This is a genomic window from Ferruginibacter sp., assembly GCF_031430955.1.
Lineage (GTDB): Bacteria > Bacteroidota > Bacteroidia > Chitinophagales > Chitinophagaceae > Ferruginibacter.
In genome coordinates, this window is record NZ_JANPCM010000598.1 from 1 (window position 1) to 12,559 (window position 12,559).

Sequence of the window (12,559 nt, forward strand, 5' to 3'; positions counted from 1 at the left end):
CAGTAAAGAAATTGCTTCTGATATTTTTACCTGCGTTGATAAAGAGGTAACTGCTTACCAACTTGCTATTAAACTTTATCAATCAATGAAAGGTGATGCAAAAAATAAAAATATCATTTTAAATACAAATAAAAATTCGCAGGAGTATCAGCGCTATTATTTTGAAATGGAAAGATGGCTAAAAGACAGTTGTACGTCTTTGAATAAAGCAGTTAAATCAGATAATAAAGAATCTGAATTTTCCAATTCAAAAGATGAAAAAGCACTTAAATTTTATGACAAAGGTATTAATGAATTTAGCACAGAAAATTTTAAAGACGCATTGCCCTGGTTTGAAAAAGCAGTAAAGCAGGATGAAAAATTTGCTTTTGCGTGGGATAATATTGGTGTATGCAGAAGAAAATTAGGCGATTTGGATGGTGCGTTGGAAGCATATACAAAATCTTTACAACTAGACCCTAAAGGAAAATTGCCCTTGCAAAATATACCTGTTGTGTATGAATATAAAAAAGATTATGATAAGGCATTAGAGGCCTACAAAAATCTTTATAAAATTTATCCTGATGACCCGGAAGCATATTACGGTGCCGGTAGAATGTATGAACTTAAAGGTGATGTAGAAAAAGCACTGGAGAATATGTGCAAGGCTTACAATGCTTATGTTGAAATTAATTCGCCTTACCGTGTAGATGCAGAAAATAATATATCCATATATTTTAAAAAAATGAAAGCTGTTGGTAATGAAGAATTGTTTTATAAAATATTAAAAGAAAATAAATTAAACCCTTCAACAAAATAATTGTTTCTCAAAAAAATTACATGGATACACACTTGCATCACGACCACAAAGAAACGCACTTAAAAAGTTCTCAGGCTTTATCGGATATTGTAATAGGCATGAGCGATGGGCTTACTGTTCCTTTTGCTTTAGCTGCAGGTTTAAGTGGTGTTGTTACCAGCAGCGGTATAATAGTTATTGCAGGCATAGCCGAGATATGTGCAGGCAGTATTGCCATGGGCCTTGGCGGTTACCTGGCTGGTAAAACAGAACAGGATCATTATAAAAGTGAAAAAAGAAGAGAATATGATGAAGTGGAAAATTTACGGCATCGTGAAATTGAAGAGACAAAAGAATTTTTTGCCAACATTGGTTTAAGTCCGCAATTACAACAACAGGCTACTGAAGAAATTTCTCAGGATAAAGACCGCTGGGTAGATTTTATGATGAAGTACGAATTAGGTTTGGAAAAACCAGATCCCAAAAGGGCAACAAAGAGTGCATTGAACATTGGCTTGTCTTATGTAGCCGGTGGCATCATTCCGTTAAGCCCTTATTTTTTTATCAGTAATTCAGCCGAGGCATTAAAAATTTCTGTTGTAGCCACTTTGATATGCCTTTTTGTTTTTGGGTTTTTCAAAAGTAAGATCACCGGTGTTAATCCTTTGTGGGGTGCATTAAGAGTTACCTTAATAGGCGCAATGGCTGCAGCAGCTGCGTTTGGTGTTGCAAAATTGTTTGAGCATTAATTTATATAGCATCGTTATTTTACATTTGTAGTAAAATAAAAAATTAATTGCCGTAATTGCACTGCGTATTTTTCTTATTTTTTGCTTATAAAAGACTTTCACTAACCGTAAAATACTTTAATACGGTAAAAATTATTTCCTTAAAAATAATTTTAAAATTATCCCGTTAAAAATAAGATGCAGATAGCAATCTGATTGATTGTAAAAATATTTTTAAAATCAATCAGCAATTAAAAAACAAAAAAACATTTTTTTATATTGAAACTATTAATATTTGAGAATAATTAGAAAATTAAAAGATTGGTATTATTGTTGCAACATAATGAGCAAATCCGTTTTAAAAATAAATCCTATGAAATATAATATTTATCCATGGTGCATACAATTATTTTATAACAGCACCGCATTCCCAAAATCAATTTAATTAAAACGCATCTTTTAAAATGTTCTTTGCTGAAAAAATACAGCATTCCATTGATTGATTTAGAATTACCCTTCTTTTATCCCCAACCAGTAAAGTAAACACAACTAAAAAATTGTGAAAACAATTTTAATTGTAGGTGAATTGCTACGCTAAGTAAATTTTCACCACCAATTAAAAGTATTACTACAAAAGCTTAGTAGTAAAAACTACATTTTACAATTTTAGTGTTGTATAAGTTTGCATCAGGCTTTTTATTGAGCGATCAAAAAAAAGTTTTAACCAATATCCAATTAAAAACTAAAAAGAATCCAAATGAAAACTATCCAATCCCCTGTCAGGAGAATTATGCCTGCGTTTTTCTCACTATTCACTTTTTTGTTTTGTTTTGTACTTTCAGGTTTTGCAACAATTTTTTACATTAGCCCAACAGGTAATGATGTAACTGGTAACGGCACTTCCGCTAATCCCTGGAAGACATTGTATAAAGCTACCGCAACAGTTTCTGGTGCTGGTGACATTATTCATGTAAATGCAGGCACCTATATTGAAACACAACAATCTTTTTTGAAAGTTGGTGTAAGTATTGAAGGTGAAGGTATAACTTCAATAATAAAATCTACCTTAAATGTTAACCAGGTAGAGATTATTAATGCCCGTAGTGGCAGCGAAGGGACTAGAGGAAACCAGCACATAAGTAATTTAAAGTTTGATGGACAAAATACTACATCATGGGCTATTACAATTTTTGCCCGTTCCAACGTATCAGTTTACAATTGCACTTTTGTTGATTTTGATGATAGTGGTGTATTATTTGCAGGCAGGGTGGGCTTTGATGGTAATGAGCCGGGTATTTATGCAACCGGAAATTCTTTTTACAATAACATAGTAAACAATTGCGCCAAATACTCTGGAGGTTTTGGCAGGGGGCAATTATGGGCCATAGGTCAAGAAGGCATGCTTATCCATGATAATGTAATGACACAAAATCAGCGTCCATTAGGGCAAAATGGCTGGCTTATTAAAGCGCTTAATTTTTCAAGAGGCATGAAAATTTATAATAACACCCTAACAAAAATACCATTTCATGGTACTTATGGCGGTGATGGCGGCTGGGATTTTGCCATTGAAATGGCGGATGAACAGGGAGTAGAAATTTATGGCAATACCATTCAGGGTGCCATAGATTTGAACAGACAAACAAAGGGAGCATATGCATATAGCGCATGGATACATGATAATGTAATTAGCCAACCCATTTTAAATGATAATTATGAAAGTGGAATTATTTTTGAGTACGGAACAGAAACGGCAATTATCGAAAATAATATACTCAACAATGTTTCTGGAGGTTTATTATTTAACACAAGGGTTGGTGATGCAGTCACCAACATAACCATTCGCAATAATTTATTATCTAATATTGGAAGGTTTGGAATTGATGGCAATAATGGTGCTTTTATAATTATCTCCAGCGAAGGCACCCCATTAAATAATTACTATGTTAACAACTTTAATGTGTTTAATAATACAATGGTATCTGCATTGGGCAGCAGGATAAATTATGGTATTGAAATGGGAAACTTAGCAATTGGATATGAGAAAAATATAAACATCAAAAACAACATTATGATGAATGTTGCCAATGCCTGGATTACTTCTAACAGTTCTATTCCTATGGATTCTTTAGATATCCGCTATAACGATATTTATAATAATGGAAACGGCAATAACTCTTTGTATGCAAATGCACAACCAACACATTATACGCTTGGCAATAATTTAAACCTGCTTCCGATATTTGTTTCCACTAGCGATTATCATTTAAAAACTATTTCTCCACTCATTGATGCTGGCGTTTACGTAGGGTTGCCTTATTTTGGTACTGCTCCAGACAGGGGGTACGCAGAAGTAACCAGTGCTTTACCTGTTAAACTTACTGCTATAAAAGTTACTGAAAATAAAGGAAATAACCTTTTGCAATGGACTACGTCCACAGAATCAAACAGCAGTCATTTTAATATAGAGAGAAGCAGTAACGGACAGGATTATGAAGTTATTGGGAATGTTGCTGCAAGCGGTTTTAGCTCCAACGAAATAAATTATTACTTTACTGATGCGGCTCCTCTGGCAGGAATTAATTATTACAGGCTGGCAATGATTGATAAAGATAACAGTAAGGAATACAGCAGCACAGTTTCTATTTTATCTAAAACAAATCAATCATTAAATATTGTAGCCGCCCAATTAGCTACCGCCAAAAAAGACATTACAATTAAAATCGCCAGCACACAAAATCAAAAAGCTAATCTTATTATATTTGACCAAGGGGGAAGAATTATTTTAAATGAAGCTGTTAATATACAGAAAGGCATGAACACAATTAATAAAACTACTCCAACGATATCGAAAGGTATTTATTATTTAAAATTATTTACCACAGATGCAACAGTAGTTAAAAATATTTTTACGGCAGAATAAATAATTTTTGCAAATAAAAAACTCCTTCTGAATTTTAGAAGGAGTTTTTTGTGCTATTATTTTATTTATGTAGTTACTTTATGTTTGTTGTTATTTGAAATATTCGCTATTGTCCAGTCAATCTTTTTTTCAAACTGATGTTTACGAACTGGGCAACTTTGTTTCAGGCAAATATTACAACTGTAATCAAGGCAACCGTCGGAGTGTACAAAAAGCTCCACAGCTTCTCCATATTCATCTTTAACTAATGCTGATAAAGCATCAATTTCATTATGTGCCTCATGCACATTCAAATACCAGGGTACAGTAAGATGACAATCTAAATGTATTGTTGCTCCATATTTAATTATACGAAGATTATGCAGATCAATCCAGTTTTCTTTTCGATGGGTATTTAATGTTGCTACCAATTTTTTTAATAAAGCTTCATCGGCTTCATCCATTATGCCGGCAATAGAACTTCTTACAATTTTATAGCCCGTAAAAATAATTATCAATGCAAAAATTATTGCCACGGCGCTATCCATCCATGATATTTTTGTAAATAATATCAGTAATAAACCTGCAATAATACCCAATGTGCTCCAGGTATCTGATTGCAAATGTTTACCACTTGCAATTAATGCCAGCGAATTATTTTTAGTTCCGGTTTTAATACAAACTGCACCGGCAATATAATTAATTAGTGCAGTAATTGAAACCAGCATAATACCATAATCTAATTTTTGTATGGTATGCGGATTCAGCAAATTAATAATTGCTTCATAAATAATTATAAAGCCAGCTACTGTTATTAAGGTTCCTTCAACTGCAGCAGAAATAAATTCCGCCTTACCATGCCCGTAAGGATGATCGTAATCTTTTGGCTTTGCTGAGACATAAAGGCTGTACACCCCTATCAATCCTGCAATAACATTAACTATACTTTCTAACGCATCGGTTAAAATGGCTACTGAATTAGTAAGGTACCAGGCAACAATTTTTATTACAAACAAAAGAATGGCAATTGCAGTAATTATTTTTTGAAGGTGGAGATTTTGATGTGTTGTTTGCAATAGCATTAATTGAAGGCCTAAAGATACAAAAGCTACTTTATTCCATTATTTACAAATATGTATAGTTTATAAACCTCCCTTATTAATAAAGCTGAAAATAAATGAAAGCAATATAATTAGAATATTAAGCCGCTGCTAATTCAAAATAATTTCATTTGGCTACACACCAAAAACATTTTTAAAATCTTACTGCAATTAAAATACCGGATCTAACACCACCAAACGGCCCATCTAATTTTACATTGGCACCATTTGCATTAACAGATACCGTTTTTGTTGTGAGCGGCACATCAAAATTTTCCAACTCCTGCTTTAAATCATCCTGCTCTACCTGAGTTAACGGTTGCGAAGATTTTCCTGTAAAATCGCCTTTGCCATTGCCATAATGTGGGCCAAGAAACCACAAATCCAGACTGATGTGTTTACCCAAATGATATTGTGCCCCCAACATTAATCCAAATGAATTGCCTTTTAATTCACCGGCCATGGAAATAGTATTTTTTACCATTGCCGTATTTTCATAAGTAAATTTTAAACCGCTGCCTTTGTAGGTGGCATTGCGATAAAAGGGTGCTAAATAAAATCCACGGCCATAACCTTTTTTGCCCACATAAAACCTAAACTCCGGCGTAATAGCTGTGTTACCTAAATTAAAATTTACGAGTTGCTCTTTTGCTTCTGCATCATCGCCAACAATTTTTTCAATAATGCTTTGTAATGGCAATTTACCATTGGGCATTGTTCTAAAACCCAAAGCAAAAGAAAACTTACGGTTTAATATTCTCTCGTACTGAAAAGAATAATTTTTCAACACAATTGAAGTAAGATTTACTTTAAAAAGATTCATGGAATGCTTTTCACTTTCGTCATTATCTTTTTCAGGTTTATCGTATTGTGCAAAAGCAGAAGTAGATAACAATAAAATACTTACGGCAAAAAGAATTTTACTTTTCATGATTTAGGCTTTAGGCTTTAGGTTTAATTAGTGTTAATTGAAGGTAGGGTATTAAGTACATACTCAAAAATGAACTTAATTTTTAAAATTTAGAAAGGTGTTTTCACCTTTTTAAAAAATATAAGAGGCGGTAAATAGTTTTATGAACCCTAAACTACAAATTCCTCTTCTTTAAAATTGAAATAGGAGAACCCTGGGCCATAAAAACAGAATTTGGTTTTACATATTGCAAAAAAGAAAACTGCTCACTATATAAGTTTGCAAAATCGCAATCAATTAAATAATTTTTTACAGCATATACCTTCCAGGATGGATGTTGAACAGCATATTCAAAAGTAGTTTGAGCATTGTATTTGGAGTAGCCCCAGTAATGCTCTGCAATAAATTCTTCTTCGCTGCCAGGTTGCATGGGTAAGGCCTCAGTTGTTGCAGTCGCTTCCAGTTTATTCCATTTATTTTTAAACTTCCAGTGGTAACCTAAATGTATTTCATTTTCGTTTTGGGTATAAAAATGTTTCATCCGCATAGTACAATATTTTTCATTGTACAAACTATTGGCAATAATACTTATGGCAGGTTTGGGTACAATTTCTTTTATAAACACAGCGCCGCGTTTCCATTCGCCATTATCATTGTAACGCACATAAAAACGAAGGTTTACTTCTTCAAAATTTTTGTGAAATGGAATTTTCACTCCCAGCAGTTTTGTTTTTTCAAACATAAAACCAATTAAGCTTACATAGCAATTGCCTTTATAAAAATCCAGTTCGGTTTTGTTGGGCAGGTATGGTTTTAAAACAGCAGGATCAATAATGTAATTGGCCATTATTAAATTATTCCATTCGGCAGTAAGAAAAGTTGAAGGCATATTTTATAAACAGATTAAGGAAGTAATAGTTCAATCTGTTTTCTTTTTATTCACTTCTTTAAATATCAATCGCAAATTTTGATCGTAAGTAAAATAATTATAGAGCCAGTTTATAAAAACAAAAAAACGATTTTTCACTCCCAGTATCAGCATCAGGTGCAGGCCCATCCAAATCATCCACGCAAAAAAACCTTTAAAATGCAATTTGGGTTTGGGCATATCAACCACAGCTAAATTTCTGCCCACAGTTGCCATGCTGCCTTTATCGTGGTACACAAATTCTTCCAATGCTTTTTTGCTGCTCTTCATTTCAATACTGCGTAAATTATTTGCAATCACATCTGCCATCTGTGTTGCCACCGGTGCTACCTGCGGGTGCCCGTTAGGCCATGCAGGTTCCTCCATATACGCCACATCTCCAATTGCAAAAATATTATTACTGCCGGATACTTTGCATTGACGGTCAATTTTTATACGGTTGCCTTTAGCAATTAAATTTTTATCAACCCCTTCAGGAATATTGCCTTTTATCCCAGCTGCCCAAATCACTAATTTGGTATCAATAGTTTTTCCATCCTGTAATGTAATTTTTTCTCCATCATAATCTTTTAGCAGGCTGTTGGTTAAAACTGTTACGCCTAATTTCTCTAAATATTTTCTTGAATCTGCACTGCTTTTTTCGCTCATTGTTGCCAATGTTTTATTACCGCCTTCCAGTAAAAAAATTTTCATCTTTGTAAAATCCAGTTCGGGATAATCTTTTGGCAGCACATATTTTTTCATGTCGGCAATGGCACCGCTAAGCTCTACTCCTGTTGGGCCGCCGCCAACAATAACAATATTCATTAACTGTTCAATAAGTTTTTCATCATTGGTATTAATTGCTGTTTCAAAATTCTGCAATAGTTTATAGCGGAGTTGTAATGCTTCCAAAGTGCTTTTCATAGGCAGCGCATTATCCGTTAAATTTTTATTACCAAAAAAATTGGTATCGGCACCCGTGGCAATCACCAATGCATCATAATCAAATTCTCCAATGGTGGTTACAACTTTATTTTTATCAGTAATAATTTGCTGTACTTCTGCCATTCTAAAGCGCACATTTTTACTATTATGAAAAACTTTACGCAACGGAAAAGAAATATTGCTGGCGTCCAGCCCGGCAGTAGCCACCTGGTAAAATAAAGGCTGAAACTGGTGAAAATTAAATTTATCTATTAGTGTAATTTCAAAACCGGGTTTGTTACTAAGGTTACGTGCCAGCCTTAATCCGCCAAAGCCACCCCCAATTATAATGAGTTTCATTTTATTATTTTTATAGCACAAAGATATGCTATTTTCAATAAATTTTGAAAATATAAAATATTTATTTGTGTATAAACGTGGGAACAACCTATTCTTGTACTTGCAGCAGAAAGTCATCTGTTTTCAATACACCAAATGCAATGCTCCACCTTTAGAACGTAGGGACTTCTTAATACAACACCCTCACCTTTACAGTCCCCTTTACTTTACGCAATAACTCCACCGCATTTTTGCTTAACCCTTTATCAACATCCAAAACAACATATCCAATAGTCTCGTTAGTTTTTAAATACTGGCCTAAAATATTTATTTTATGTTTGCTCAGTTGCGTATTTATTTCGGATAATACTCCCGGCACATTATTATGAATATGTAAAATACGGTGTGTGCCTTCCTGTGGTGGCAAGCTAAGTGCAGGCACGGTATGAGAACCGTACGTAATTCCTTTCTCTAAATAATTAAATAATTTATTGCTTACATCATCGCCAATATTCTGTTGGGCTTCCTGTGTGCTGCCACCAATATGCGGTGTAAGCAACACATTACTTAATCCCTGCAATGGTGTAGTAAATTTGTCGCCATTTTTTTCTGGTTCCCATGGGTAAACATCAATTGCTGCGCCACCAATATGTCCTTCTTTTATAAATTTAGCCAGCGCATCCAAATCAACCACTTCTCCCCTTGCGTAGTTTATTAATATGCTGCCTTTTTTAAAATATTTTAAATTGTTTTTGTTGATTAAATTTTTGGTACTCTCCAGCTCGGGTACATGCAGTGTAATAATATCGGCATGGCTTACCAATTCTTTTAAAGATTTTCTGTCTTCTGCATTACCCAATGGTAATTTAGTTTCCACATCATAAAAAATAACTTTCATCCCAAGCCCTTCTGCCAGTACACTTAACTGGCTGCCTATATTTCCATACCCAATAATGCCTAAAGTTTTGCCACGCAATTCGTAACTGCCGCTGGCATCTTTATTCCAAATGCCTTCGTGGGCAGCTTTATTTTTATCTACAATTTTTCTTATCAGCATTATTGATGCACCAATTACTAATTCTGCCACACTCCTGGTATTGCTGTAGGGTGCATTAAAAACTGTCACACCTTTTTTAGTAGCTTCTTTTAAATCCACCTGGTTGGTGCCTATGCAAAAGCAGCCAATGGCCTGCAATTTTTCGGCAGCATCTAAAACTTTCTTAGTTATTTGCGTTTTACTTCTAATGCCGAGCAAATGCACATTTTTTACTGCCGCAATTAATTCTTCCTCTGATAATGCGCCATTTATTTTTTTAACAGTGGCATAGCCTGCGGCATTAAAATATTTTACGGCCACATCGCTGATATTTTCTAAAAAAAGAATATTAATTTTTTCTTTCGGATAACTTGTTATTTTTTTTTCTGGCATGATATTACTACGTAATTTGTGCAAATATATCTTATCTAAGTCTTAATACTTTTATGATACCAATTTTTTATCGCTTGTGTCGCATTCTTGCGTCGCATGGCAACCTCCGGTTAATTCGGAACTCTTGTACATTTTTAGCCTTAGTCACCAGACCCGGCTATAAAATAAACCTCCGTTCCTTTACTTATTTTCCATTATTAATAATTGCAGTTACCTGCATTATTTCCTGTCAGTCAACCACAAAAAAAAATGCTGCAACTGCTCAAAAAAACTCTAATACCAATATAATAGAATTACCAAAACCATTACCACTTACTAAAGCAGAATACGAGCGGCTGAATAAAGCCTGCCAGCATTGGTACGACTCTGCATTATTACTCAGAGGTTTTAATGGCGGCATTATAGTAGCAAAAAACGGCAATATAGTTTTTGAAAAATATAACGGCACCGGCCATCTACCCGGCAACGATTTTATTACAGACAGTACCCCATTACAAATTGCATCTGTAAGCAAAACATTTACAGCCATGGCTGTTTTAAAATTATGGCAGGATGGTAAATTAAATATTGACGATGAACTGAGTAAATACCTTACAACATTTAATTATCCCGGTGTTACCATTCGTTCTTTATTAAACCACCGCAGCGGATTGCCCAACTATTTATACTTTATGGAAACGCTTGGGTGGGACGAAAAAAAAACCGCTACCAACGAAGATGTACTGAATTATTTAATAACAAAAAAAGGCTTACTGCCAAATATTGCATCCCCTGATAAACATTTTACTTACTGCAATACCAATTATGCATTGCTGGCGCTGTTAATAGAAAATGTAAGCGGCAAAAAATTTGATGCGTTTTTACAGCAAACATTTTTCACACCCTTACAAATGAAAAACAGTTTTGTGTACACCGGTACCGATTCGGTAAAAGTAAATTTAAGTTACGACTGGAGGGGAAGATTAATCCCCTTAAATTATTTAGATGCTGTGTATGGCGATAAAAATATTTATACCACTCCACAGGATCTGTTAATTTGGGACAGGGCATTATCAAGCAATAAAATATTTACTGCCGAAACTTTAGCACAGGCATATACACCTTACAGCAACGAAAAGCCCGGTATTAAAAATTACGGCCTCGGCTGGCGTATGAACATTTATCCCGATGGAAAGAAAATGATTTTTCACAATGGCTGGTGGCATGGCAGCAATGCAACTTTTATAAGGTTATTAAAAGAAAATGCTACCATAATTGTTATTGGCAATAAATTTACCCGTAACATTTATCATGCAAAAATCCTATGCAATCTTTTTGGAGATTATTATACCTCCGAAGATGATGAAGAAAATGATAACACCAAACCAACCGACAGTTTAACTGCATTAAATAATATTAATGTTGTGCCACAACCCAGGCTTTCTAAAAAAGATGCTAAACTGCAGCAAATATTTAAAGATAAAAACAAAGTAAAAACGCAGTAGCAATTTTAGATTTGAGATTGCCGATTTCAGATTTGTTTAAGCTTAGAGACAGTTCTGATACTTAGAAAGCCTTCATGCTTAAATCCAAAATTTCAACCCTGCCTGTCGGCAGGTTCGTAATTTATCCACTTGCAGGTTTTTGCACACATTGTTAATAATATTGAAGATTTTTTGCGGTTTTCTGCAATATTTTTCTTTACTTTAGTGTCGTAATTACTAAAACTAATGCTAAAAAAAGAAAGACAGGCGTACATTGTACACCAGGTTAATCTACATAATAAAGTACTTTCTGCAAGTTTAAGTACAGAAATAGATGTATCGGAAGATACCATCCGCAGGGATTTACAGGAACTATCCGAAGAGGGTAAATTAATTAAAGTACATGGCGGTGCATTATCGCATGCTTTTAACGACATCACCTATTCTCCTAAAAAAGTTTATGCCCAGGATAATAAAAAGATAATTGCTGATAAAGCAGTTAAGCTCATCAAAAATGGCATGTTTGTTTTAACCGGCGGCGGCACTACAATTATTGAGCTAGCCCGTTCTTTACCTGTTTCTTTATCTGCTACTTTTATTTCGGGCAGCATACCGGCAATTGTTGAATATATGCACCACCCCAATATTGAAGTAATTGTTATTGGAGATAAACTGTCAAAAAATTCTAAAATAACGTTGGGTGCCGACGCACTTACAAGAATAAAAAGTTTGAAGCCCGACCTTTGTTTTCTCGGCATTAACTCTATTGATCTGCAGCATGGCATTACCGACAATGATTGGGATGTAGTGCATTTAAAACAGGCTATGATCACGGCATCGCAAAAAACTGTTTGCCTAACCATATCCGAAAAAATAAATACCATACAACCCATACATGTTTGCGATTTAGAAAAGATTGATATTTTAATTACAGAATTACCTCACGACCATCCTATGCTGCAGCCTTATAAAGATGCCGGCATAACAGTGCTGTAAGTAAAATATTTTTTAAATTCCTATCCAATATTCTCCAAAAAACTACAACGCAGTAAATTATTATTTATTAAACTTTTTAT

Annotated in this window: 10 protein-coding genes; 5 read left to right on the forward strand and 5 right to left on the reverse strand. The window is 34.3% G+C overall.

Annotated features, from left to right (window positions below):
- From ACY65O_RS16905 to ACY65O_RS16915, 3 genes are all read left to right on the forward strand, one after another.
- Window positions 1-799 (forward strand): tetratricopeptide repeat protein (locus ACY65O_RS16905; protein WP_462222037.1); only part of this gene is annotated, 799 nt, incomplete at its 5' end.
- Between the two features lie 20 nt (window positions 800-819).
- Window positions 820-1,527, forward strand: a complete 708-nt coding sequence (locus ACY65O_RS16910) for a VIT1/CCC1 transporter family protein (RefSeq protein WP_462222038.1) — start codon at window positions 820-822, stop codon at window positions 1,525-1,527.
- A gap of 736 nt (window positions 1,528-2,263) precedes the next feature.
- Window positions 2,264-4,429 carry a hypothetical protein gene (locus tag ACY65O_RS16915; protein WP_462222039.1) on the forward strand — a complete coding sequence of 722 codons (2,166 nt, stop codon included), beginning with the start codon at window positions 2,264-2,266 and terminating at the stop codon, window positions 4,427-4,429.
- Window positions 4,430-4,494: 65 nt separating this feature from the next.
- Here the strand turns inward: ACY65O_RS16915 and ACY65O_RS16920 are convergent, their stop codons facing one another.
- From ACY65O_RS16920 to serA, 5 genes are all read right to left on the reverse strand, one after another.
- On the reverse strand, window positions 4,495-5,490 hold the full coding sequence (locus tag ACY65O_RS16920) for a cation diffusion facilitator family transporter (RefSeq protein ID WP_462222040.1): 996 nt from the start codon (window positions 5,488-5,490) through the stop codon (window positions 4,495-4,497).
- A gap of 172 nt (window positions 5,491-5,662) precedes the next feature.
- Entirely contained in the window at window positions 5,663-6,439 is a 777-nt protein-coding gene (locus ACY65O_RS16925; RefSeq protein ID WP_462222041.1) for a hypothetical protein, read from the reverse strand.
- A 154-nt stretch (window positions 6,440-6,593) separates the two neighbouring features.
- Entirely contained in the window at window positions 6,594-7,307 is a 714-nt protein-coding gene (locus ACY65O_RS16930; RefSeq protein ID WP_462222042.1) for a YqjF family protein, read from the reverse strand.
- Between the two features lie 30 nt (window positions 7,308-7,337).
- Window positions 7,338-8,612, reverse strand: a complete 1,275-nt coding sequence (locus ACY65O_RS16935; protein ID WP_462222043.1) for an NAD(P)/FAD-dependent oxidoreductase — start codon at window positions 8,610-8,612, stop codon at window positions 7,338-7,340.
- A gap of 169 nt (window positions 8,613-8,781) precedes the next feature.
- Window positions 8,782-10,020 (reverse strand): phosphoglycerate dehydrogenase, encoded by a 1,239-nt coding sequence (gene serA, locus ACY65O_RS16940; protein ID WP_462222044.1) that lies wholly within the window; start codon window positions 10,018-10,020, stop codon window positions 8,782-8,784.
- A 53-nt stretch (window positions 10,021-10,073) separates the two neighbouring features.
- Here serA and ACY65O_RS16945 point away from each other — a divergent pair, with 53 nt between their 5' ends.
- Window positions 10,074-11,504, forward strand: a complete 1,431-nt coding sequence (locus tag ACY65O_RS16945; RefSeq protein WP_462222045.1) for a serine hydrolase domain-containing protein — start codon at window positions 10,074-10,076, stop codon at window positions 11,502-11,504.
- Between the two features lie 225 nt (window positions 11,505-11,729).
- Window positions 11,730-12,479, forward strand: a complete 750-nt coding sequence (locus ACY65O_RS16950) for a DeoR/GlpR family DNA-binding transcription regulator (RefSeq protein WP_462222046.1) — start codon at window positions 11,730-11,732, stop codon at window positions 12,477-12,479.
- Window positions 12,480-12,559: the final 80 nt, after the last annotated feature.

Excerpts from the sequence above, each read along its gene's own strand:
- ACY65O_RS16910 (WP_462222038.1), top strand. The coding sequence starts at position 820 with ATGGATACACACTTGCATCACGACCACAAAGAAACGCACTTAAAAAGT.
- ACY65O_RS16915 (WP_462222039.1), top strand. The coding sequence starts at position 2,264 with ATGAAAACTATCCAATCCCCTGTCAGGAGAATTATGCCTGCGTTTTTC.
- ACY65O_RS16920 (WP_462222040.1), bottom strand. The coding sequence starts at position 5,490 with ATGCTATTGCAAACAACACATCAAAATCTCCACCTTCAAAAAATAATT.
- ACY65O_RS16925 (WP_462222041.1), bottom strand. The coding sequence starts at position 6,439 with ATGAAAAGTAAAATTCTTTTTGCCGTAAGTATTTTATTGTTATCTACT.
- ACY65O_RS16930 (WP_462222042.1), bottom strand. The coding sequence starts at position 7,307 with ATGCCTTCAACTTTTCTTACTGCCGAATGGAATAATTTAATAATGGCC.
- ACY65O_RS16935 (WP_462222043.1), bottom strand. The coding sequence starts at position 8,612 with ATGAAACTCATTATAATTGGGGGTGGCTTTGGCGGATTAAGGCTGGCA.
- serA (WP_462222044.1), bottom strand. The coding sequence starts at position 10,020 with ATGCCAGAAAAAAAAATAACAAGTTATCCGAAAGAAAAAATTAATATT.
- ACY65O_RS16945 (WP_462222045.1), top strand. The coding sequence starts at position 10,074 with ATGATACCAATTTTTTATCGCTTGTGTCGCATTCTTGCGTCGCATGGC.
- ACY65O_RS16950 (WP_462222046.1), top strand. The coding sequence starts at position 11,730 with ATGCTAAAAAAAGAAAGACAGGCGTACATTGTACACCAGGTTAATCTA.